Origin of the sequence: Pedobacter miscanthi (genome assembly GCF_003315595.1) — a bacterium.
GTDB classification, from domain to species: domain Bacteria; phylum Bacteroidota; class Bacteroidia; order Sphingobacteriales; family Sphingobacteriaceae; genus Pedobacter; species Pedobacter miscanthi.
The window spans coordinates 115,819-140,270 of sequence record NZ_QNQU01000009.1 but is presented as its reverse complement, the minus strand read 5'-3'; the positions used below and the strand labels follow the sequence as shown (position 1 = coordinate 140,270).

Genomic DNA, 24,452 nt, shown 5'->3' with positions numbered 1-24,452 from the left:
ATATAGGAAACAGCCAAATGTAGTAAAATGATTATTTAGTGTGAAGTTTGGAACGGAGTTTGTATAAAAGTTTGAAAATTTAAAATTTTGTTTAATTTTGTCATTACTGAAAAATTAATCAATTAAATTGTTTAACCCTTAAAAAAGAAAAAAGATTATGAATTATTCTACTTTAAAGAAAAGTGTTGCGCTTTCTTTAGTGGCATTAACAGGAGTTGCTTCTCTTGCTGTCGCTCAGGATGCTCCTGCAACCACTTCTGCTGTCAAGGTATTTGGCGGTAGAGGACAGTACAGAACTTGGTCTATCGGTGTACATGGTGGTGTTTTAATGCCAGTTGTTGCGATCGGCGGTTCTAATGACTTTAACAAATGGGATGCTAACTTAGGTTACGGTTTAAATATCCGTAAACAATTAGGTCACTCTTTCGGTTTAGAATTAAACGGAACACGTGGTAAACTTTCAGGTACTAACGAAGGTATTTCTAACCCAGCTACAAGAGAATTCGAAACTCAATTACAATATGCTGTAGATTTACGTGGTGTTGTTAATGTGGGTTCTATCGATTTCTTACGTCGTGAGAATTCAGTAGGTTTCTTTATTACTGCCGGTGGTGGTTATATGGCTTATGCACCTAAAGTTACTTTAGGCAACGGAACAGTTATCGACTGGAAAGGTACTGCTACTGGTCCTGCTGATGACAAACACGATGCTAAAGATTACGTAAAAGGTTTCTATATTCCAGTTGGTGCTGGTGTTAAATTCAAAGTTTCTGAGCGTGTTAACTTTAACTTAGGTTACACTATGAACTTTGTTGACGCTGATAACTTAGACGGAGTTTATGCAAAAGGTCAAACTAAAGATAAATTCTCTTACGGTTATGCTGGTTTAGAATTCTCTTTAGGTTCTTCTGCTAAACCAAGTTTAGAGTGGACTAACCCATTAGCTACTATGTATGATGAGTTAAAAGATCCAACTTTACGTCAAGAAGTTGAAGCATTGAAAAACCGTGTTTCTGCTGTTGAGAAATCTGTTGAAGATTTGAAAAAAGATACTGACGGTGACGGTGTTGCTGATCAATTCGATAAATGCCCAGGAACTCCTGCTGGTACTGCTGTTGATGGTTCAGGTTGTCCTCTTCCTAAACCAACTGTAGATTCAACTTCAACTAGCAATGTAACTGGTTTCGAAAAAATCGGTTTCGATTTCAACTCTTCAGTTTTAAAAACTGAGTCTTACCCTACTTTAGATAAATTATCTTCAGTGTTACGTGAAAACGGTGGTAAAGTAACTGTAAACGGTTACGCTTCAAGCGAAGGTACTGCTGCATATAACTTGAAATTATCTAAAGACAGAGCTAACTCTGTTAAAACTTACTTAGTAAACTCTGGCGTTAACGCTAGTCAAGTTGCTACTAAAGGTAATGGCGAAGCTAATCCAATTGCTTCTAACGATACTGAAGAAGGTCGTATCCAAAACCGTCGTGTTGAAACTGCTAGAAACTAGTATTTCAATATAAGATTTAAGAAAGTCCCGATGCAAATCGGGACTTTTTTTATGCCTTTTAATTTTTGGTATAAGCCTTTTTAGTTAAGTTTGTATTATGTACTTCTTTAGAAAAAAGGATCCAAACAGGCCAAATAATATCAATATTAAAATAATGCATTTTATAAATGCATTGGCCATTTCAATTTTTCTGGCTGGTATCATCTATAAGCTCATCCAGTGGCTTACCAAATAACCCCCCAACAGTATGAAACAGATTATAAATACTACTAATGCTCCGGCTCCAATCGGGCCATATAGTCAGGCTGTACAGGCCGGAAACTTTTTATTCGTATCAGGTCAGGTAGCCATCAATCCAGAAAATGGAGAATTGAACATTGGCAATATCGAAGAAGAAACACACCAGGTAATGCGTAACCTTAAAGCAGTTTTATTAGAGGCAGGTTTAACTTTTGATAATGTGGTTAAATCAACCATCTTTTTAAGTGATATGGGTACCTTTAGCCAGGTAAATGAGATTTACGGTCAATATTTTACTGCCGATTTTCCAGCCCGCGAAACTGTTCAGGTTTCGGTATTGCCAAAAAATGTAAACGTAGAAATATCAGTAATTGCTATTGTAGCATAATCAGTCAATAAAAGATATACGGGCCTTATTCCTTTCACATTATGAAGGATAAGGCCCTTTATTAATAAAAACAGCTTAGCTTTCTCCGGCGTATAATAGTTTCTTCTGTTATGTTTTGCGCATTTATCCGTTACATAAAAAATGGCATTCAAAACGAATCTCAATCAGATAGTTGCTTTTACTATTGTCTATCGTTATTTTTATGCATAGTTGCTGAAGTGTTGTTTATAAGAAACATTAAAATATTTTGTTTAATTCGGTATTAGATACACCTGTTGAGTTTTTAAAAGGCGTTGGACCAAGCCGTGCCGATGTGCTAAAAAAAGATCTTGGCCTTTTTACCTATCAGGATCTGCTTGCACATTATCCTTTTAGGTATATCGACCGTACAAAGTACTTTAAAATTGGGCAGCTCAATCCCGATTCACAATACATTCAAATCATTGGCCGCGTAATCAGTAAAAAAGTTATCGGCGATAAAAGGGCAAAACGTATTGTAGCCGTTTTTAAGGATGAAACCGGCATCATGGAGCTGGTTTGGTTCCAGAGCCTTAAATGGGTGGATGACAACATTACTGTTGGAACCGCTTATGTCGCTTTCGGGAAACCCACCATTTTTAACGGAACATTCAGTATTTCCCATCCGGAGATGGAACTTTACCAGCGTAAGCAGGTTGGAAGAGGAAACTTAACCCTCCAGCCGGTTTATAACTCTACTGAAAAACTCAAAAAATTTAATCTCGATTCTAAAGGGTTACAGCGCTTAATTGCAGGGCTGTTGGATCAGGTTATTCCACAGGTTCCGGAAAATTTACCACAGTACATTATTGATAAATATCAGCTACCCGATAAAAGGATGGCTCTACTGAATATCCATTTTCCTAAAAACCAAAATGATTTAAGCGCCGCAGAGAGACGGTTGAAGTTTGAAGAACTGTTTTTTATACAACTTCAGCTTTTACACAATAAACATCTGCGACAGTTAAAATTTAAAGGCGTAACCTTTGAGAAGGTTGGCGAAAAGGTAAACCGCTTTTATAAGGAGTTTTTACCTTTTGAATTAACCAATGCACAAAAGCGCGTGGTGAAGGAAATCAGGATTGATACACAGCGCGGTGTGCAGATGAACAGGCTTGTACAGGGGGATGTAGGGAGTGGTAAAACAGCTGTAGCATTGATGAGCATGCTTTTGGCAAATGATAACGGCTGCCAGGCTTGTATGATGGCCCCTACTGAAATTTTGGCGCGCCAACATTACGCTTCTATTACCGAGTTAATAACCGACGACCTGGTTAAGGTTGCCATACTAACCGGTAATACCAAAAAGAAAGAACGTACCATTTTACATGAACAATTAGAAAATGGTAAAATCGATATTTTAATCGGAACGCATGCACTAATTGAAGATAAGGTAAAATTTAAAAACCTGGGTTTGGTAGTGATAGATGAGCAGCACCGTTTTGGAGTTGAGCAGCGGGCAAAACTATGGCGTAAGAACATTATCCCACCACATATCCTGGTAATGACCGCTACACCAATCCCACGTACCTTGGCAATGACTTTATATGGCGATCTGGATGTTTCCATTATTGATGAACTCCCTGCCGGAAGAAAGCCTATAGAAACGAAACATCTTTACGAAGGGCAGCGCCTGCGGATGTTCGGTTTTATGAAACAGGAAATTGCCAAAGGCCGGCAGGTTTATATTGTTTATCCTTTGATTAAAGAAAGCGAAAAGCTTGATCTTTTGCATCTGGAAGCCGGAATAGAACAGCTAAGTTATCAGTTTCCAAGGCCGGATTATCAGATGAGCATTGTACACGGCCAGATGCCTAATGCCGACAAGCAGTTTGAAATGCAGCAATTTATCGATGGCAAAAGTCAGATTATGGTAGCTACAACAGTGATAGAGGTAGGTGTAAATGTTCCGAATGCTTCAGTGATGGTAATTGAGAATTCTGAACGTTTCGGACTTTCCCAACTCCATCAGCTGCGTGGCAGAGTAGGCCGTGGGGCAGAACAATCTTTTTGCATTTTAATGAGTGGCAACAAACTGAGTAAAGAAGGCAAAATCCGTTTAGAAACCATGGTTCGAACCAACAATGGTTTCGAAATTTCTGAGATTGATTTGCAGCTCCGTGGCCCGGGTGATATTACAGGAACACAACAAAGTGGTGTGTTGGATTTAAAACTTGCCGATCTGGCAAAAGATCAGGTTATTTTATCCGAAGCACGTAATACGGTTATCGAACTCTTTTCAGATGATCCCCAATTAGAAAAGCCTGAGAATGCTACTTTGAAAGCATATTTGCGCAAATTGGAGAGAGGAATTTCTTTTGATAAAATAAGCTAAATCTGATCCGTTTGAATATTTTTCAGGAAAATTAAATTCTCTTTTTCTGGTTTTACAACAATAATTAACGCTGTATTATTTGTACTACTGCATGTAATGGGTAAATGTTTTTTGCGCATGATCACCCTTAAAAAAATATTTTTTTTATTCTTTTTTTAATTTCTAATATTCCTATATTGTGTCAAGCCAAATATAAAATGTTAAGTTGACAATTATAAAAGCTGGGTAATTGGGTACTCTGTAATTTAAACTCTCTTCGTGTATTGTCCCACCACAAAGAGATATTTATAATGGTTAACGGCGATATACTGACCAATCTTAACGGGATAAAGAATTTCTTTACGGCAATGTGATGTAGGCTATTATTTCAATAGATCTGGTTTTAATAATGCAAAATAATTGCAGTTTATACATACTCATTTATGATAAACTGTATTACAATCAATATCTAACCAAAATAAATTGAAATTATGAAAAAAAATCTATCAAAGACTTTTGTCAGGGGCAGCATGTTTCTTGCATGCGGTGGCTGTCTTGTTTTTTCTTCATTTGCCAGCACGCCGGCTAAGGCAGTGTTAAGCAAGAAAGAAGCATTTGATTTTTACAGGCTCCCACTTCAGGATATCATCGTGAAGGGAAAGGTTACCGATGCCAAAGGACCCATACCTGGTGTGAGTGTAAAATTGAAGGGCGGTGGTGCCAGTACAGTAACCGATGGTTCAGGAAATTTCAGTATTAAAGTACCTGAAGATGGAACATTGGTGTTTACTTATGTTGGTTATGTAGATCAGGAGGTACAGGTTAAGAACCAGACCAATATTAACGTTACATTGGCAGAAACTAATCAAAACCTTTCGGAAGTGGTTGTTGTGGGTTATGGAACACAGAAAAAAGCCGTAGTATCTGGCGCTGTTGCTGCAGTTAAAGGTACAGAATTGGCCAAATCCTCATCGGTAAACTTAACCAACTCTTTAGCTGGTCGCTTACCGGGTGTTACAGCATTACAGGGTAGTGGTGAGCCTGGTTACGATGGCTCCACTATCCGCATCCGTGGTATAAACTCGTTGGGGAATAACAATGCATTAATTGTAATTGATGGTATTCCAAACCGTGCAGGTGGAATAGACCGGTTAAATCCGAACGATATCGAAAGTGTATCGGTTTTAAAAGATGCATCTGCTGCCATTTATGGTTCGCAGGCAGCAAATGGTGTAATCCTGGTGACCACAAAGTTAGGTAAATCGGGCAAGCCCCAGTTTTCCTATGATTTTAGCTATGGTTTACAACAGCCAACGCGGACACCCAAAATGGCCAATTCGGTACAATATGCGGAGATTTTGAATGAGCTGAATATTTTCGGCTCTGATCTTAATCCTAACGAATGGTCGGCTGCCTGGAACAGCTTTAAAAACAATGGATCTTATCTTTCAACAGGCGGTAAAACTATTAATGCAGCTTATACCTCAGCTGAAATTAAAAAATTTGGAGATGGTTCAGATCCTTTGCGTTACCCCAATACCGATTGGTTTAAAACTGTTTTCCAGAACTGGTCGCCTCAGCAAAGGCATAATGTTCAGATCAACGGGGGAAGCGAAAATGTAAAGTATCTGGCTTCGTTAGGTTATCTTGATCAGGATGCATATTATAAAAATTCTGCTACGGGTTACCAGCAGTACGATCTGCGCTTTAACCTTGAAGCAAAATTGAGCAAATACATTACCACAACATTAGGGGTATCAGCCAGGGAAGAGAACCGAAATTTCCCTACCGTTAGCGCAGGTGACATATTCAGGTTTTTGATGAGGGGAAGGCCTAACGAAATTGCGATCTGGCCAAATGGCTTACCTGGACGTGATATCGAATATGGCTATAACCCGGTGGTTTCTACTACTGATTTAACAGGATACAATAAAGATATCAGAGATTATTTTCAAACTACGGGTAAAGTTGAAATTAAAATCCCTGGTGTAGAAGGATTAAAGGTAACGGGAACGGCCGCTATAGATAAATATTCGGGCAGACAGAAAAACTGGCAATTGCCATGGACTCTTTATGATTGGGACAAAAAAACTTTTGAAGCCGATGGGGTAACCCCTGTTTTAACCGGAACTGTACGCTCGCAATATACCGACCCGAGATTAAGAGAAACTGCAGGTGGACAGCTGGCCATCAACTTAACCGGAATGATCAACTATGATAAAAAAATCGGTGATCATACCATTGGTTTAATGGCCGGTGTTACCCGCGAGAAAGTAAATAATGATGGCTTTACAGCTTTCAGACGATATTTTATATCTTCCTCAGTTGAAGAGTTACTGGCAGGAGATGAGCGTGAACAATCGATAGGAAATAATCCCGGCGATCCTAATAACTTATACAATAGGGCTCGTTTAAGTTATTTCGGGCGTGCAGGTTATAACTATAAAGAAAAATATCTGGCCGAATTTTTATGGAGGGTAGATGGCTCTTACATCTTTCCAACCAATAAGCGTTTTGGTTTCTTCCCTGGCGTATCGGTAGGATGGCGTTTATCTGAAGAACCATTTTTCAAAGAGAATGTTAAGTTTGTTAACAATTTAAAATTGCGTGCATCCTGGGGGCAAATGGGTGCTGAAGCTTATTTCGGAGATGCCTTGCAGGAATACCAGTATCTCAGTTTAATGAATTTTGGAAACTATATATTTAATGATTTAGTGACCAAAACATTGTCCGAGGGCAATGTGCGCAATCTAAATTTCGGTTGGGAAGTGGCCAATAATACCAATGTGGGTTTAGATGCATCTTTCCTAAATAATAAATTATCACTTGAGTTCGATTATTTCTACAATAAAAGGACGAATATCCTGATTAGCAGAGGGAGTTCAGTTCCTGAAAGCTCTGGTATAGTAGACAAATTACCGCCGGTTAACTTAGGGAAAGTAAATAACAAGGGTTTCGAGTTTAAATTAAGTTATAACGATAATGTTGGTGACTTGGGTTTCGGTGTGAGTGTAAATGGTGGTTATGCTAAAAATAAAATCATTTTTTGGGATGAAACACCTGGGGCTCCAGAGTGGCAGCGCTCAACCGGTAAGGTAACCAATTCGTGGTTGGTGTACGATTATGATGGTGTGTTTAAAGATCAGGCCGAAATTAATGCCAATAAACTAAATTATAGCGCCCTGACCGGTAATCTCCGTCCCGGCGATATGAAATTTAAAGACATTAATGGTGACGGTAAAATCAATGCCGATGACAAAATACGTTTGGATAAAAACGGAACACCAACCTTTACCGGAGGCATCAACCTCAATGTGCAGTATAAAGGCTTCGATCTGTCTGTACTTATCCAGGGTGCCACAGGCGGTATGCAGATTGTGGGTATAACCGAATCGGGTGATATTGGTAATTTCTTAGAGTGGTCGTACAATAACCGCTGGAGCATTGATAACCCAAGTTCGGTTAATCCGCGTTTATCAAACAGGGGTGCTACTTATTATACCGATAGCAATAACGCGTTGAACAACACTTACTGGTTAAAGAGCAACAACTACATCAGACTTAAAAATGTGGAATTAGGTTATACCTTACCTACCAATTGGGTCGAAAAAATTGGCTTAAACAGTGTGAGGGTTTACACAAACGGACTTAACCTGGCCACACTTGATAAAATCAAGGTATGGGATCCCGAATCAACCAATACGAGCGGGCAGTATTATCCTCAGGCAAGGGTTATCAACTTTGGTATAAAAGCCGCCTTTTAATTGGTATTAAGTTTAACTGTTACAATCAAGATTATGAAAGCAATAAATAAAAATATAAAGTATTATATCTTAGTTCTGATAGCCTTTCTTGCAGTTTCCTGTAAGAAAGATTTTATGGACGTAACTCCTCCTGATAAGGTACCCGCTGATCAGGTATGGAAAGATCCCGCATTAGCACAGGCCTTTGTAAACGATATTTATAATGGATTAAGCAACGGTGGCTTTTCTGAACAGATGCTTGCTTCTGTTTCGGATGAAGCGATGTTTACTCACCCTACCAGAGGTATCGATTTAATCAATAATGGAACCATTAATCCTTCTACTTTAGGTTGGATAGATGACACCTGGGGATACAAACAGATGTATAACCGTATCAGGGCATGCAATATTACCATTGAAAAAATGACCAGTGGAGACAATGTTCTTAGTCAATCTTTAAAAGATCAACTATTGGGAGAAGCTTACTTTTTAAGGGCTTATTTCTACCAGCAGTTATTACGCTATTATGGTGCAATACCTATTATCACTAAAGTTTATGTGCTTGATGATAATTATAGTGTAAAACGTAATTCCTATGAAGAATGTGTAAATTTTATCATAAAAGATTGCGACGAAGCCAATAGGTTGCTTACTGGCAAAACACTTGATAAAGGACGTTCTACTGCGCTCGCCGCTTTAGCTTTAAAATCGAGGGTGTTGATTTATGCAGCCAGTGATTTACACGACAGGGCAAAACTTACATCAAAAATTACAGGCATTGCCGCTCAAAAACTGGACTTTTTAAGCTACGCCAGCGGTAACCAGGCAGACCGTTACAAATTGGCCCAAACGGCCGCTAAAGCGGTTATGGATCTTGGTACTGGTTATAAATTGGATTTAACTGCTCCGGTTTCTACTGCGGCAGGAACATTAAACTATAAGAGCATTGCCATGGGCGGCGCAAGTAAAGCTCCTGGTATAGATGCTGCTGCGGCTTCCGAACTTCTTTTTGCACGCTATTTCATTATCCAAAGTAATATTAAACACGCACAGCAAAACGGGCCGAATGGTTACCATAACTGGGCAGGTAATACACCTATCGGTTTATTGGTTGATGATTATGAGATGCAGGATGGTACTAAATTTAGCTGGACTAACCCTCTTCAAAAAGCTAGCCCTTACCAAAATCGGGATCCACGCTTTTACGCTACTGTTTTATATGATGGCGCTGGTTGGAAACCACGCGATAAAGCATCGGGTAATGTTGATCCGGCCAGTCAGATCCAAACCGGTATATATGATTTAATAGATAATGGTTCAAGAATTGATTTTAAAGGTTTGGATACCCGTGGAAGTTCGATAGAGAACTGGAACGGTAGCTGGACGGGTTACTATTATCATAAGTTTATCGATCCGGATCCAACGATTGTTGATGCTTCTATGTCGCAAAATGTGCCATGGCCTTTCTTCAGATATACCGAAGCCGTATTTAATTATATTGAAGCCAGCATTGAATTAGGTGAATTAACCAATGCAACAAACTGGTTAAACAAAATCCGTTTCAGGGCAGGTATGCCGGCTGTTACAGCAACCGATCAGGCCACCCTAAGGGATATTTATCGTCACGAACGCCGTATAGAAATGGCTTACGAAGAACAACGTTATCACGATACACGCAGGTGGTTAATTGCAGGCGAAACATTGGGAAGAAAAGTTACCTACATTAAGGTAACCGGTAAGTTTAAAGCAGGCAAAACCATGTCGGCCCCTTACCATTACGACCCAACGGTTTATGATTATACTTATACTCCTGTTGAGGAGAATGCACAGGAGAACAGAAGTTGGGACAATAAACTTTATTTCAGGCCATTTAGCCGCGATGAAGTAAATAAGAACAACTTGTTAGAACAAAATCCTGGTTATTAAATAACCATGCTTGATAACCCGATGGATCAAACGATCCATCGGGTTTTTTATTACAGCACTTTTTCAGAAGTATAACCAAAATGTTAAATAGTGGTAATTAATTTCAAAACATAACACGATCTTATTTCTCAAACCTTAGTTTTGCAGATAAACTTTTTTCTGTGGCAGATTCAGACCCCAACTCCGTTATTGTAAAACAAGACCCCTTCGCAGCCCTGCGTTACAAAGAATTCAGATCGTTTTTGGGTATGCGGTTCTTTTTTACACTGGCCTATCAAATGCAGGCTGTTGTTATTGGCTATCATATTTACGATTTAACACACGATCCATTAAAGCTCGGTTTGGTGGGTTTATGCGAAGCCATTCCTGCCATCGGGATTGCCTTGTACGGCGGTTATATAGCTGATAAAAGTGAGAAACGAAGTTTACTGATCAAGATTTTTTCAGGCGTTTGGCTGGCTTCAGTTTTAATGCTCATCATTACCAGTAAATATCTTCACCTTAAAGAAGACCTGATTGTACTGATTATGTACGGGCTGGTGTTTTGTATCGGTATTGCACGTGGGTTTTTCGGACCGGCAACATTCTCGCTCATGGCGAAGATTGTGCCTAAAGAACTTTATCCGAATTCGAGTACCTGGAACAGCAGCAGCTGGCAATTGGCCACTATTATCGGTCCGGTGGCAGGTGGTTTTGTAAACTGGTTGTGGGGTATCACTGCGGCCTACACTTTTATCGTGGTGCTGGTATCAATCTCATTGATCTGCATTTTTACGCTGAAAAAACATCCATCCACATACATTCCGAAAGAAAATATATTCCATAGTTTAAAAGAGGGAATCCAGTTTGTATTTAAAACCAAAATGATGGTTTGGGCCATGAGTCTGGATTTATTCTCTGTGTTTTTTGGTGGGGCAGTGGCCTTGTTGCCGATGTTTGCCAAAGATGTTTTCCATCTGGGTTCTTATGGCCTGGGGATGATGCGTGGAGCAGCTTCTTTGGGTGCAGTAGTTACCATGTTGGCCATGACCCGTTTTTCGCCCATGGGCAAACCCTGGCGTAACCTGCTTATTGCAGTAACCGGTTTTGGCTTGAGCATTATCTGTTATGGATTATCTAAAAACTTCTATTTAACGCTGTTTTTCTTATTCCTGGAGGGATCTTTCGATAGCGTGAGCGTAATCATCCGCCAAACCATTATGCAACTGCTTACGCCTGACGATATGCGCGGAAGGGTTTCGGCCGTAAATAGTATGTTTATCGGTTCATCAAACGAAATAGGGGAGTTCGAATCCGGACTTTCTGCAAGGTTGCTAACTTTAGTACCGGCTGTGGTTTTTGGCGGAAGTATGACGATCGCTATTGCCGGGATTACCTGGTTAAAAACGAAATCGCTTACTAAATTAAGCCTGCAGGATATTAATGAGCAGACTACAAAGGTTGTTTAATTTACCGTGGTTCTCATTTCGAGCGATACCGAGCAATCGGGCGCAACGAAGTCGAGAAATCCATCTCGAGGCAGATCTCTCCGCTTCACTACCGATGTAAAATCGGTACAGGTCGCGTTCCGGTCGAGATGACGAAAATGAAAGAATAAACAACTAGAATCCGTGTTTATCTGTGCATCTGTGGCAAAAAAAGGAATGATATACAGTTAGCAAACGAGATTGGAAAACAAAGGTTCGTGGTGACACGAACCTTGGCGTCGGATGACGGCAATAATAGAACATCCTTATAAAAATCCGCGTTTATCCGTGTGCATCTGTAGCAAAAAATAAAAGGTTCGTGTCATCACGAACCTTGATGTTATGTTATAAAGACCCTGAACTAAATTCAGGGTGACGATCGCGTTAAGCCCTTTATCTTAAAACTTTTTATTCTTTCCCCACACCAGGTAAATAATCGAACCTAAAAAGGGCGCAAGAAGTATAATGATAAACCAAAGTATCTTTACGGCAGAGCCCATGGAGTTATTCCTCGATATATGATACAAAGCAGTTAGTATTAATGCCAGCCAAAGTATGGCTGCAACAATGATAATAATAGCGATCTGATTGCTTTCTACTTGTGCTAATAACATGGTAATTTAAATTGTCTTTTAAGCTTCAACAACTCTTTCGCCGATTTGTTGGCGCCACATGGCCTGATATAAACCATTTTGTGCAATTAATTCTTCATGTTTGCCATGTTCGATAATATTTCCTTTCTCCAGTACATAAATTTTATCCGCATGTTTAATGGTTGATAATCGGTGGGCAATCAGAATGGTGATGTGATCGGTTAAATCTGAAACCGAACGAATGGTTTTGGTAATTTCTTCTTCTGTAATCGAATCGAGCGAAGAAGTAGCCTCATCAAATACCAGGATATCAGGCTGACGCAGCAATGCCCTTGCAATTGATAAACGTTGTTTTTCACCACCCGAAACCTTTACGCCACCTTCGCCGATTAACGAATCCAAACCCTTATCAGCGCGGGCCAGTAAAGTTTGGCAGGCCGCCTGGTTTAAAACTTTATAACATTCTTCGTCGCTGGCATTAGGGTTAACGAATAACAGGTTTTCGCGGATGGTACCCGAGAATAACTGTGTATCCTGCGTTACAAAACCGATTTTCTCACGCAAGGCATCAAGATCGATGTTGTTGCTCGGAATGCCATTATACAAAATTTCACCCTCTTTTGGCTGATATAAACCAACCAATAGTTTAACCAAAGTGGTTTTCCCCGAACCAGAAGGACCCACAAAAGCAATCGTTTGTCCGTTTTGGGTTTTGAAAGAAATGTTTTCTAAAGCATTTCTGTTGGCTGTTAAGTGTTTAAAACCAACGCTGCTAAAAGTAAGGTCTTTAATTTTATCGATATGCGTAGGGTTCTCCGGTTTTTTATCGATAGGTGTACTTAAAATCTTTTTAAAGTTACCTAACGAAACCTCTGCCTCACGCCAGGCCAGAATCACATTTCCCAATTCTTGTAGCGGTCCGAAAAGGAAGAACGAATAAAATAAAAACGTTAAATATTGTCCGGCAGAGATGGTATTGTCGAAAATAAGCAGCAATAAAACCAGCACCATGGTACTGCGCACCAGGTTTACCGTAGTACCCTGAACAAAGCTCATACTACGAACGTATTTTACTTTTTTAAGTTCCAGGCCAAGTATTTTGTAAGTGGTTTTGTTCAACCTTTCAATTTCCTGATCGGCCAGCCCCAAACTTTTAACCAGTTCGATATTTCTTAACGATTCGGTGGTTGAACCTGCCAGAGCAGTAGTTTCGCCAACAATAGAACGTTGGATGGTTTTGATTTTCCGGCTTAAAAACCAGCTTACAAAACTGATGATCGGGATTGCTGAGAAATAAACCAAAGTAACTTTATAACTCACCGTAAACGAATAAACAATTACGAATACCATTCCGATCAAACTCACAAAAAGGATCCCGCTAAATGCAGTAATAAACTTTTCCGAATCTAAACGTACTTTTTGCAGAATGCCCAAAGTTTCGCCACTGCGCTGATCTTCGAAAACCTGATAAGGCAATTTAAGCGAATGCTGCAAACCATCGGCATACATTTTTGCACCAACCTTTTGCACAATCACGCTGGTAAAATAATCCTGAAAGTTTTTGGCAATACGCGAAACCATTGCGGCACCAATAGCAAGGCCGATTAAACCCAGCGAACCCCAAAGGTATTCGGCATAGGTTAATGAACTTTTTTTATTGATGAAGCGGTCTAAAATTTTTCCGGTAATAAGTGGATCCATTAAAGAAAAGCCAATATTTAAACCTGCAAGCAATAACGCTAAGGCCACTATCCATTTGTGGCTTTTCAGGTAGTTGAGTAATAATCCCATGAAAGTTTTGTTGTTTGTGACTGCAAACATAAAAAAAGGGAACGGATAAAAATCCATTCCCCTTTTTTATGACTTTAAGCTAAGAAAATAGCTAAGTTATTGGTTAAAAACCATAACGTAAACCAATTTGTATCTGCCAAGGATTACCCGATGGCGTAACAATACCAGAGTTGTTTACACGGTAATTAAATGATTTGGTTGTTGAGTTGTAGTTTGGAACTGCAGGAACTTCAGGGGTAGTTGGAGTAGCAGGAATCCTTGCTGTACCATTTAATGCATATAATGCCTGATTACCTAAGGTTTCGTTTACACCCCATTTTTTATTGAGCAAATTGCCTAAATTGAAAATATCTCCAGAAACCTCGATATTATGCGTTTTATATATCTTGATTTTTTTTGCTATTCTTAAATCAACAATTCCATAAAATCCGTTTATTCCACCATTTCTTTGCGCAATCTGTCCAGAATATTTATTGATATAATCTTTTAAGCTCTGACTCGCATCTGGGTTATCCAATAAAGCCTGTAAGCCGTTCCTTACGTTTTGTGGAACGTTAGGGTTGTTTCTATCGAAAACGAATGCAAGGTCGTTTGTTGCTACGAAATCGCCATTATTGTTAACTCCTGAAAGTAAACTATAGCGTGTACCGCCAATGCCCGAATAACGCACGCCAATAGTTACACCATAAAAGGTTGGTAATGTACCATAAACAACTACTTTATTACGGAATTGACCATCTGAGTACGACATTTGGCTCAAATCCCTAGGATCATCTTTAACCGGTAACGATAAGGTTGCCGAGTTGGCTACGTTACCATTAAATGAGGTATTGTCCTTTGTATCGTTCCAGGTATAACTTGCCGAAATTTCTCCATCTTTAAAGTAGTTCCAGGTTGCATCCAAAACAACGGCGAACTGGTTTACTTTACCTTTACTGTTCATTTCCAGTACACGGCCAAAACTATTGCTTAAACGACCGGTTTTCCAATCTGGCGAACCATTATCAGGCATACTTGGCACAAATACTCCTCTGTTACCTTCATTGGGTAAAGTAAAGTACGGATTCGCTACCATATTCCTGTCGATGTACATGTAGTTGTTGCGGCCAAGAGTTGCATAACCAGTAATACCTACTTTTAATTTATCGGTAATTAATTTACTGTATGATAAGTTTGCTTTATAAACCACTGGTACTTTAGCATCAGCAGCATAAGTATTAATGGTTGGTACCTGCAATGAAGGTAAGGTAGGGGTTGGTACGGTGCCATTTCTGTAACCAATAAAATTTGGGGTTGGTACATCACCAGCAAAAACGTCGACTGTAGCAAAATGTTTTCCATCAAAAGTTAGGTTGTTGATGGTCATATAGTTGTTGATATCGGATCCAAAAATACCTGCCCCAAAGCGAACAAAATCTGTTCTGTTTTCATTAACATCCCAGTTAAACTGGATTCTTGGCTGAACCAAAAATTGTTTCAGCTCATTATCGGTTCTTACACCTATGGCATCAAATAACTGTTGGTTAAGCGGCGATTTTGGATATGAGCTGTAATCGATACGTAAGCCACCGATAAACTCTAATCCTCTGGCTAGTTTTGTTTGCATCTGACCATATATTGCTGTGTTCCAGATACCAGCCTTAACAGTTGGATCGGCAACTAATGGTACCTCTCTATAAAACCTGTTCGCAATAAGATTGTTAAAGTTTTCAAGTGCTGTAGCTGTTGTAGAGTTGGTATATTCGAACCTTCCGTTTACTTCACTCCCATAAAGCGATTTTGCGTTGGTATACTGTACATCAACACCAAAGGTATATTTGATCTTATCTGTATTATAGTAAAAATTATCTACCAATTGCAATACATTGTTGGTAAAGCCTTCCTGTCCGAAACGATGACCTCCAATTTGGATACTTGTATTTCCAAGCGTACCATCTGATAATGTTGAACGCACATTTCCTACAATTGCTCTTGGAATTGCACCTGTTAACTGGTCGTTTTGTGTACTTGCCTGGAAAGTATATAAATGCTGTACTTTTAATTCGTTAGTTACTTTACTGTTAATGGTTGAACGCAAAGTTGCCAATAAACTGTTATCAACGTTTTTATCAGTGCCATAACTTTCGTAAAAATTAATGGCAGTATTATCGGCCAAACCTAATGGATTTCTATCATTGGTATAATTATCACGTACGGTTAATAGATTTTTCTCATCAATCTGCCAATCTAAACGGGCAAAAGCTGCATCCGAACCACGTTTTTTAGGAAATGAGCCATATTGAGGGGTATTGGCCACACCGTACTTGTTACGTGCGATACCAACAAATTCCTGTAGGGTACTATTTGTGATCCTAAATCTTGCCTCATCTGCCGGACCATTAATGTCGGCAATGATCAATGGGCGTGAATCTTTCTGATGATCTAAACCCACAAAATAATGTAGCTTGTCTTTAATGATCGGACCGCCTAACGTAAAACCATATTGATAGGTTGAGAAGTCATTTTGACGTTTGATCCCTCTGATATCGTAAGATGAAGATAACCAGTCGGCACGACCATAGCCAAAAGCACTACCACTTATGGTGTTGGTACCTGATTTGGTAACAGCGGTTACCGTACCACCACCTGCTCTGCCCAAGGTAACATCGTACTGGTTAGTTACTACTTTAAACTCGCGTACGGCCTCTATAGAGATGGAATATGGTGCACCGCTGCGGCTGGTAGTAGGACCTGCCGAAGTAGGGTTTTTAGCATTCATACCATCTATGGTGTAATTGGTAGATGAGCCTAATTGACCAGCGATACCTCCACCACGACTTAGCGGAGATAAATCCATTAAGTTAGAGAAGTTACGGCCATTTACCGGTAACTGGTTCATGGTTTTGGCCGAAATTTCGGTTGAGGCACCAAAATTCTGAACTTTGTTCCTTAAACCTGAAGCCACAACCTGTACGGCATCTAAATCCTGCGAAGCTTCCTGCATGTTAATGTTTACCCTAACCACATCGCCAAGGTTTAACATATAGCCATTTCTGCTTTGCTCTCCAAAGCCTACATAAAGGGCTTTTACCGAATAGGGCCCACCTAAAGGCAGCTCTTTAAAAGTATACTCGCCCTGTGCATTGGTAGAGGTTTTAGTGGTAAAACCGGTAGAGTTGTTCCGGATCTGTACTGAAACACCTGGTATGGGTTTCTTTTGCTGATCGGTAATAATACCCGAAATTGATGCCTGTGTAGTTTGCGCCAGAGCTGCATTATAGGTACAGCACAACAGTAGCAACACTGCCATTAGTAAATTTTTCATCATGATTAGTTTTCTGATTATATGATCACAAAGATGTTACTGTGCTGTTAACTCAATTCTGATTTAATGTTAATAATTGGTTTAATACCCGCCACTTTTTAATGCTGATGTTAAAATAAACAGCAACCGATAAATTAATATTGGCCTTTTGTGTTAAGCTAATGTTAGCTGATCCTTACTAATAAATCACCGGCAGCTGAAATTTTTTAATTGCTTTTGTTTTTTATCAATAATGATTAAATTAGTTATATGGTTGCCAATCAAACAGATCTGTTTAAAGGTTTGAGGCAATAATTTCCCTCCAAGGCCTCTTAATGGCCTAAATTCATCCCAAAAAAGGGCTAACAGCCCAACATCCAATAATGATAGCGCTTTGGTATTAAGGCCGATAGTACGCTGTTTTAATATTTTTTAATGCTTGCATAACAATCAATTGCTTGCATGTAATACAACCCACTGCTGTACATCTGGACATCGTTACTGTACGGCTGGAAATTGATGCTGGCAGGTAGAATTCGATACTGTACGACCGGAAATTGATAGTGGCAAGGTAGAAATCGATACTGTATGGCTGGAAATTGATGGTGGCAGGGGAGAAATCGATACTGTACGACCGGAAATTGATAGTGGCAAGGTAGAAATCGATACTGTATGGCTGGAAATTGATGGTGGCAGGGTAGAAATCGATACTGTACGGCTGGAAATTGATGGTGGCAGAGTAGAAATCGATACTGTATGACTGAAAATAGTAATCAATAAAAAATAAAACCTTTATTAACATTTATCTAAAAACAAAAACATGACGCAAAAAGAAGAGAATTACCTAACAATGGCTAATGTAACATTACAGGTATTAAACGCAAATAAGTCCATTTGGGCCGATCAGGCTGCATTTAATAAAATAGTTGCCGAAATTGACGAAGATGTAAAAAGCCTCAATTTATCGATAAACAGTGCAGGCGTAAAAAGTACAGGTGCAACGGCAACCAAATATCAGGCAGCTAATGCAGCCATTAACGCTGCGGTTAAATATTCGGGGTTAGGACAAATCCATGCCCTCGAAGTTGACGATACCATATTGTTTGATGCGCTGAAAACATCTGCCTCGAGATTGGAGAAATTACCCGACCAACAGCTGATACCCGCACTAGAGCATATTTACAGCCGTATTGATGGATTAAAGGATGCCCTTAAACCTTATGGATTCACTGGAAAAGACCTCGAACTCTTCCATGAGCATATTGCTAAATTTAAGGAACATAAAGATAACCCAAGGATAGTAATAGCCGAGCGCAAAGGTTTTAACAACTCGATCCCCACTTTGCTGATGGAACTTAAAACCTCTTTTTTTAAGCTCGACCGTTTGATCAAAATCTGGGAAGATAGCAATGAAAAGTTTGTAACCGATTATGAAAATGCGAGGATTGTAATCCGGCTCGGGGGAAGGCATAGGAAGGGTGACGGGGAAACGGAGGTATAAGCAATTATAAACTACCGGGATGAATGTTGCATTTAGTAACGAAATAGTTCTAGCGCACTGGTAAGCCGCAAAAAGTCGTCATTGCGAGGAGGTACGACGAAGCAATCTTTCTCGCAATAATCGTAGCAGGAAAGATTGCTTCGTCGGCTGAAAAAGCCTTCTCGCAATGACGACTTTATTTATTGAAGCTTGCGATATTAGTAGATTTAACTATCTATCCTGAGCAAACTTATTGCCCTTTCAAAATTTCATTTTTCTCGCGCTCACTTGCCAGTAAACGTTCGTATAATTCTATTATTTTTTCAACAGGATTGAAATTGTTCTAAATTGAACTATCATGGAAATTATTGATGTTATTAAATACAGTTTCTTCTGTAAAGTGTTTTATCCCTTCGGCAGTTACACCCAACACCTTTGCTACTTTGATATAGTTTTAAGTATTCTATCGGTTGGAGATCCTTCGTACCTCAGGATGACAGCAGTGGGGGGAAGGTTTTGTCATTCTGAACGCAGTGAAGAATCTGTTTAAAATGAGCACAACAGAAATAATAATCAGTTGCTATGTGCCGAAGTGTTTTTTAAAGGAATAATTTAAAAGTGAATATTTTTACACCATTCGTCACCCAATTAAGCCGATTGCTTTAGAGTGCTGAATCGCCTCCTCGCTGTTATTAAACAAACAGGCGCTCACTCCTTTATTCTCTACTTTTGCGAGCAATAACTTTGTTTCTTCAGTATTTTGAGGGCGGATATTCCGGATATAAACCGCTTCGATATTTTTGGGATATTTTTCTACGATAGAGGTATAAATTTCAGGGTCCTGCTGCGAATTATCTCCAAAAAAGATAAATTTCTGGTTCGGGAAAGCATCCAGGATGCGCATCACCCTTAATAATTTTCCTTCATGGCCGGTTTTGCCTGTTTTAATCAGGTCTTTCCACCGTTTTATCGTGTTTAACAGGAAAGCACCATCGGGGAGTTTGTTGAATTTAAAAGTTTCTACCAGGTAATCGTACAGGTTCCATTCGCTGCTGCTGACGTAAAAAAAGGGATTGGGTTGTTGTGCTTCTGTATGTGATAAAGCCAGTTGCTGGTAATGGCTTGCCGCATCGGGAAAGGTTTTGCGCGTATGCGGATTTTTAATAAACAGTTCGCGCAGCCGTCTGCCGATGGTGGCCGAATGCGAAACCATCACGGTATCATCAACATCAGAGATAAAAGCATATTGCGTAATGTGCGGCACATAAATCTTACCTGCCCCGGCATTTAAAACATTTCCATGCTGATCAACGGCTTCTACCTTAACATCGTGCCAGCCTGCAGGGATATCGTGTTCGGCCTTCCACTCAAACTTAAAAAAGCCATCACCTTCGGTTTTGTTATAAATCGTTTGACCGAAAAACTGTAAACGTACTTCAACAAAAGCATAAGGTTTTAAGATAAAGAGCCTTAACAAATGAGCAATATTAACAAAAATATTGTTGCTGTAAACCTGCTCTGTTTTTGCCCTGTGCTTAAAAACATGACCATAAACAACCAGGTTCTGCGTATGCCCATAACCGTGATATACTTTTACGCTAACAGATTTATTCATCATTGTTAAAACAGAGTTTATTAAAAGTTGTTTGTGAAGTAAACATCAGGTAACCAAAATGAAATTACTGTTCATCATTAATCCGGGCTCTGGCAGTCACGATATAAACCTAAAGGAAGTAATTTCTGCGCATTTTGAGGCGAAAAATACCAAAGTCGATCTTTTCGAACTGCCTAAAGATTGTTCATTGGATAAAATAAAGGCTAAAATTACGAGCTCAAAAGCAGATCGGGTGGTGGCTGTTGGCGGCGATGGAACCTTAAAGCTCGTTGCCGAATGTTTATTGAAAACCGAAACCCCGATTGGGATTATCCCTGCAGGTTCGGCCAATGGAATGGCGAAAGAACTGGGGATACCCACGGATATTGAAGAGGCTTTGGCACTTTTAGATCAAGGCAGGTTGCAAAAAATACATGTGGTTAAACTGAACGATGAAATCTGTATCCACTTATCCGATTTAGGTTTTAATGCCTATCTGGTCAAGAAATTTGATACCCTGCCCGAACGCGGGATGTGGGGCTATGCTAAGGCTACCTGGCACGCGCTGTGGAACCATCGCCGCATGGAAGTACAGCTGAAGCTTAAAGATGAAACCATTACTTCTAAAGCAGCGATGGTGGCCATTGCCAATGCAACAATGTATGGCTCCGGATTAAAGATCAATCCCGATGGAAAACTGGACGATGAATTGTTTGAAGTGGTGCTGGTAAAAGATTATTCTTATCTCGAAATTTTAAAAATCTGGATAACTAAATTGCCTTTTAACCCTAAAAAGATAGAAGTATTCCAAACGGCAGAAGTAAAAATTTCATCGAAGCACAAAGCACATTTCCAGGTAGACGGCGAGTATATCGGCAGGGTGAATACCGTTGAAGCAACGATTTTACCTGCAGCAATAACGGTAGTTTTACCAAAGATTTAACGGAGTGCTTCGCGGTGGATTTTAATGGTAAAATACAGTCTGAAAAATTCGGCTATGAAACATACGCGGAATAGGATATCAAACCAGCGATCGCCCAGGCTTAAAATTTCGGGCAGGTAAGTGATAAAACCAATCGAAAATACCCATACCACCAAACGGAAAGGAAATTGGATATAATAGGTGATGAACCCAAATTTTTTAAACAGGATTAAACCTGTTGCCGAAATAAATAGCGATACAAATAAAGGCAATAGCAAAATCACTTTGGCCTGAGAAAGTACCTGATCAGGAATTTCGTTTAAATGTGTGATGATCTGCCAAAACTGTTTGGCCAGTAAAATGATGCTGATGATATCCAATAAGGCAAAAAATCGGGTGGTGTTTTTCATTTACTTGCAATACTTTGTTAAATAATCATCCGCCTTTTTACTGCCCATATATTTAACAAAATTAAAATCTTCGCAGGCGCCCTGTTTATCGCCCTGTTTTATTTTTTTGAGCCCCATTTTAATCCGGTCATCCAGGTATTCATCATCAATGCCCAACTGGTTTTTAATGCCGATAATCTGTACTTCCTGACCGGGTTTTGCCTGATCGATGTTTTTATAAAAATTGATTACCGAATTGGTTAAACCTTCTTCGGCCTGGTAGCTGCGGATGGCATCCTGGATATCCCTGCTGGTTTTTCCTTCGCAATTGTACCCCGAAAGCACAAAATTAACGGGAGCCACGATAGAAACAGTGGTATCGTAACCTGCCGGAACCTGCCATTTACCACTGCTTAAGCGAACCAAACGCAAGGCTTCCTGATCCAGGTCGGACAATATGCCCTTGCTTACTTTTGAAAAATAAACTTTACCCTGGTTATTCAGTTTGAAACTTACATTTACGGTACCTTGAACGCAGTTATCTTTAGAAAACTGCGGATAAATGGTGTTTTCCGCTAAGAAATTGGTAAAACCATTTTTACCCGATTTAAACTGAACCTGACCCATAGCCAGCGAGCAGCAGAAAAGCAAACAGATGGTGAGCAGGTTTTTCATTTTACTAATTTACGGTTTATTCAGATTTAACCGCAGAGAACGCAAAGTTTTTAGCAAAGGAATAGGATTTTTCTGCCACGGAGGCACGGAGTTTTTCACAGAGAAAATGAGGTTTAATTCTTACCATCTCGAATTCGTTGCATTTGGCTACCATAGACGGAGTAAAAAAGTACCGTCACCCTGAATTTATTTCAGGGTCTTTATAGCAGGAAAAATGCTGAAATAAATTCAGCATGACGACCAAAATCAAACTTCTCTGTGGCCTCAGTACCTTCCCCCCTGAGTTCTTTGTGGTTAAATTTGTAACATCATATTTGCCAGGGAGGCACAGAAAACACGGATAAGCTCAGGCGGCTTGTCATCCTGAGCGGAGTCGAAGGATCTTTGCGGTTAAGAAAAAGTCGCCTTTAAAATTAAATCCGGATCGGGGCAATTAGCCAGGTATTTTTCCCTTTCACTAAACCTGCATACACCCGGGTAATCGCCTTTTAAGCCGCTCATATCTTTAATTAACTGAAAGTGGAGGTGTGGTGGCCACGATCCGTTTTCTTCTTTTGCACCCAGTTCGGCAATTTTTGTTCCTGCAGGGATAAATTTACCTTCTTCCAGTCCATTTAACGAAGCTAAACTTAAATGCCCGTACAAGGCATTAAATTTAAAGCCGGCTATTTCGTAGGCTAAATAATCGTAGCACCGTAATCGCCAAGGTTGTTGTTATAGGCAAAACTTTGTACGGTTGCATCATAAAAATTATAGATGGGTGTTCCGGCTGGTCCCCAGATATCGACCCCTAAATGTAACCTGCGGGGTTCTTCTCCGGCATCAAAGTGTGCGCTTCGCGAATAGATGGTGCGGTGTTCGTTGTATCCGCCAATTCCGTAACGGGCATCACTATCTGAAAGTTTTTTGGTTACCCAATCCGAAAAGAGATCGGTATCATCCAGAATTTCGTTGGTTAATTCGGTATTCGCTGCGGTAAAATCCAGTGGCAAAAGCTGATCCTGTTTTGCATCAAAATCTACAACTTTTTGGATCAATGAAGCATTGGCCAGGATAACTTCTTCAAAAGTCTGCATCTGTTCTATTTAAAGATATAAACGAAGTTATAAATATAGTGCGATAAAGCGCCACCGATTACAAACAGGTGCCACAACTCGTGGCTGTGCATCCACCTGAAGAGCTGTTTATCTTTTGCGTAATAATAGGTTCCGCCGATGTAAAAAACGCCGCCTGTTAACAGCCAGAAAATTGCACCAACGGGTAATGTTCCCAGCATTTTCTGTAATAAAGGCACAATCAGGCAACCCATTAATATATAGATAGACAATGATATGGCCGTACTTTTTAAGCGGTTAAATATTTTGAGCAAACAGCCCACAATAGCGATAATCCATACAATGGCAAATAAACTCCAGCGCAACCAACCATCAAAAACCAATAGGGCTGTTGGCGTATACGAACCTGCAATCATAAGGTAAATGCAGCAATGATCAAATTTTTGCCAAAAACGAACGCCATATTCGGTAGCCGGATAACCATGATACATAGCACTTACACCGAAAAGAATAAAAGTACCGATGCTATAAATCCAGGCTGCAGTAAATTCGATCGGAGTATGGCACTTCTGAAGCAATACATATCCTGCCGGAACTGCAATCAATGCCGGGATAAAATGTGTGAAGAAATTAACGGGTTCCCTTAGCTTCCTCACAAAAAATTATTCGCTGTCTTCGTCTTTCTGTCTGGGTTCTTTTGCAATCTTATCGAAAAGATGATCCATCCGTTCTACATACTCATTGGTATCATCCACAAAGAAAGTAAGCTCGGGCACCACCCTTACCTGATGGCGGATACGGCTACCCAGTTTATACCTGATCTCGCCTGCATGTGCATTAACGGTATTGATAGAAAGTGTGGTGTTATTGGTGTTAAAAAAGCTCAGGTAAACCTTGGCTACGGCCAGATCGGGCGAAACCCTTACGCGAGTAATGGTTACCAATGTATTTGGCAAAAATGCAGCACCTTCGCGCTGAAAAACCTGTGCCAACTCCTCTTGTAATACTCCTGCAAATTTCTGCTGACGTTTACTTTCCATAATGTTTATAATTATCGCCTTTACGATGAAA

General features: G+C 39.8%; 20 protein-coding genes. 9 read left to right on the top strand and 11 right to left on the bottom strand.

Translation table 11 applies throughout. From position 1 onward, the window contains the following. The first annotated feature begins 157 nt into the window (after positions 1-157). The 7 genes from DRW42_RS12075 to DRW42_RS12050 all read left to right on the top strand — a co-directional run bounded on the left by DRW42_RS12075 (position 158) and on the right by DRW42_RS12050 (position 11,581). Positions 158-1,504 carry an OmpA family protein gene (locus tag DRW42_RS12075; protein ID WP_113949075.1) on the top strand — a complete coding sequence of 449 codons (1,347 nt, stop codon included), beginning with the start codon at positions 158-160 and terminating at the stop codon, positions 1,502-1,504. Positions 1,505-1,601: 97 nt separating this feature from the next. Further along, positions 1,602-1,739, top strand: a complete 138-nt coding sequence (locus DRW42_RS29460) for a DUF6728 family protein (RefSeq protein WP_341866230.1) — start codon at positions 1,602-1,604, stop codon at positions 1,737-1,739. A 12-nt stretch (positions 1,740-1,751) separates the two neighbouring features. After that, a complete protein-coding gene (locus tag DRW42_RS12070; protein ID WP_113949074.1) occupies positions 1,752-2,132 on the top strand; it encodes a RidA family protein in 381 nt (126 codons plus the stop codon). A gap of 247 nt (positions 2,133-2,379) precedes the next feature. After that, positions 2,380-4,485 carry an ATP-dependent DNA helicase RecG gene (gene recG / locus DRW42_RS12065; protein ID WP_113949073.1) on the top strand — a complete coding sequence of 702 codons (2,106 nt, stop codon included), beginning with the start codon at positions 2,380-2,382 and terminating at the stop codon, positions 4,483-4,485. Between the two features lie 470 nt (positions 4,486-4,955). After that, positions 4,956-8,228: a SusC/RagA family TonB-linked outer membrane protein gene (locus DRW42_RS12060; protein WP_208643550.1), complete on the top strand. Its 3,273-nt coding sequence runs from the start codon at positions 4,956-4,958 to the stop codon at positions 8,226-8,228. Between the two features lie 33 nt (positions 8,229-8,261). Continuing rightward, the gene (locus DRW42_RS12055) at positions 8,262-10,133 is read left to right on the top strand and encodes a RagB/SusD family nutrient uptake outer membrane protein (protein WP_113949192.1); all 1,872 of its coding nucleotides are present in this window, start codon (positions 8,262-8,264) and stop codon (positions 10,131-10,133) included. Positions 10,134-10,294: 161 nt separating this feature from the next. Further along, the gene (locus tag DRW42_RS12050) at positions 10,295-11,581 is read left to right on the top strand and encodes an MFS transporter (protein WP_113949071.1); all 1,287 of its coding nucleotides are present in this window, start codon (positions 10,295-10,297) and stop codon (positions 11,579-11,581) included. 416 nt (positions 11,582-11,997) lie between these two features. On the opposite strand, the gene DRW42_RS12045 is transcribed toward DRW42_RS12050, so the two are convergent. The 4 genes from DRW42_RS12045 to DRW42_RS12030 form a co-directional block, all read right to left on the bottom strand. After that, on the bottom strand, positions 11,998-12,213 hold the full coding sequence (locus tag DRW42_RS12045; protein ID WP_113949070.1) for a PLDc N-terminal domain-containing protein: 216 nt from the start codon (positions 12,211-12,213) through the stop codon (positions 11,998-12,000). 18 nt (positions 12,214-12,231) lie between these two features. Continuing rightward, positions 12,232-13,983 (bottom strand): ABC transporter ATP-binding protein, encoded by a 1,752-nt coding sequence (locus tag DRW42_RS12040; protein WP_113949191.1) that lies wholly within the window; start codon positions 13,981-13,983, stop codon positions 12,232-12,234. A gap of 103 nt (positions 13,984-14,086) precedes the next feature. After that, entirely contained in the window at positions 14,087-17,290 is a 3,204-nt protein-coding gene (locus DRW42_RS12035) for a TonB-dependent receptor (protein ID WP_113949069.1), read from the bottom strand. Positions 17,291-17,666: 376 nt separating this feature from the next. After that, complete coding sequence (locus DRW42_RS12030) at positions 17,667-18,068, bottom strand: hypothetical protein (RefSeq protein WP_113949068.1); 402 nt, start codon at positions 18,066-18,068, stop codon at positions 17,667-17,669. Positions 18,069-18,086: 18 nt separating this feature from the next. On the opposite strand from DRW42_RS12030, the gene DRW42_RS12025 reads away from it, so the two are divergent. Next, on the top strand, positions 18,087-18,767 hold the full coding sequence (locus DRW42_RS12025; protein ID WP_113949067.1) for a hypothetical protein: 681 nt from the start codon (positions 18,087-18,089) through the stop codon (positions 18,765-18,767). A 619-nt stretch (positions 18,768-19,386) separates the two neighbouring features. Here DRW42_RS12025 and DRW42_RS12020 read toward each other — a convergent pair. Beyond that, a complete protein-coding gene (locus DRW42_RS12020) occupies positions 19,387-20,364 on the bottom strand; it encodes an App1 family protein (protein ID WP_244215256.1) in 978 nt (325 codons plus the stop codon). Between the two features lie 55 nt (positions 20,365-20,419). On the opposite strand from DRW42_RS12020, the gene DRW42_RS12015 reads away from it, so the two are divergent. Next, on the top strand, positions 20,420-21,283 hold the full coding sequence (locus tag DRW42_RS12015) for a diacylglycerol/lipid kinase family protein (RefSeq protein WP_113949066.1): 864 nt from the start codon (positions 20,420-20,422) through the stop codon (positions 21,281-21,283). On the opposite strand, the gene DRW42_RS12010 is transcribed toward DRW42_RS12015, so the two are convergent. From DRW42_RS12010 to rbfA, 6 genes are all read right to left on the bottom strand, one after another. Next, the gene (locus DRW42_RS12010) at positions 21,280-21,672 is read right to left on the bottom strand and encodes a hypothetical protein (RefSeq protein WP_113949065.1); all 393 of its coding nucleotides are present in this window, start codon (positions 21,670-21,672) and stop codon (positions 21,280-21,282) included. The genes DRW42_RS12015 and DRW42_RS12010 overlap by 4 nt on opposite strands. Beyond that, entirely contained in the window at positions 21,673-22,326 is a 654-nt protein-coding gene (locus DRW42_RS12005) for a TonB family protein (RefSeq protein ID WP_113949064.1), read from the bottom strand. It lies immediately after the preceding gene. A 390-nt stretch (positions 22,327-22,716) separates the two neighbouring features. Further along, a complete protein-coding gene (locus DRW42_RS29245; protein ID WP_244215255.1) occupies positions 22,717-22,971 on the bottom strand; it encodes a hypothetical protein in 255 nt (84 codons plus the stop codon). A 32-nt stretch (positions 22,972-23,003) separates the two neighbouring features. After that, the gene (locus DRW42_RS29240; protein WP_244215254.1) at positions 23,004-23,402 is read right to left on the bottom strand and encodes a hypothetical protein; all 399 of its coding nucleotides are present in this window, start codon (positions 23,400-23,402) and stop codon (positions 23,004-23,006) included. Between the two features lie 5 nt (positions 23,403-23,407). Beyond that, complete coding sequence (gene trhA / locus DRW42_RS11995) at positions 23,408-24,037, bottom strand: PAQR family membrane homeostasis protein TrhA (protein ID WP_113949063.1); 630 nt, start codon at positions 24,035-24,037, stop codon at positions 23,408-23,410. 6 nt (positions 24,038-24,043) lie between these two features. Continuing rightward, positions 24,044-24,421 carry a 30S ribosome-binding factor RbfA gene (gene rbfA / locus DRW42_RS11990; RefSeq protein WP_025143353.1) on the bottom strand — a complete coding sequence of 126 codons (378 nt, stop codon included), beginning with the start codon at positions 24,419-24,421 and terminating at the stop codon, positions 24,044-24,046. Positions 24,422-24,452: the final 31 nt, after the last annotated feature.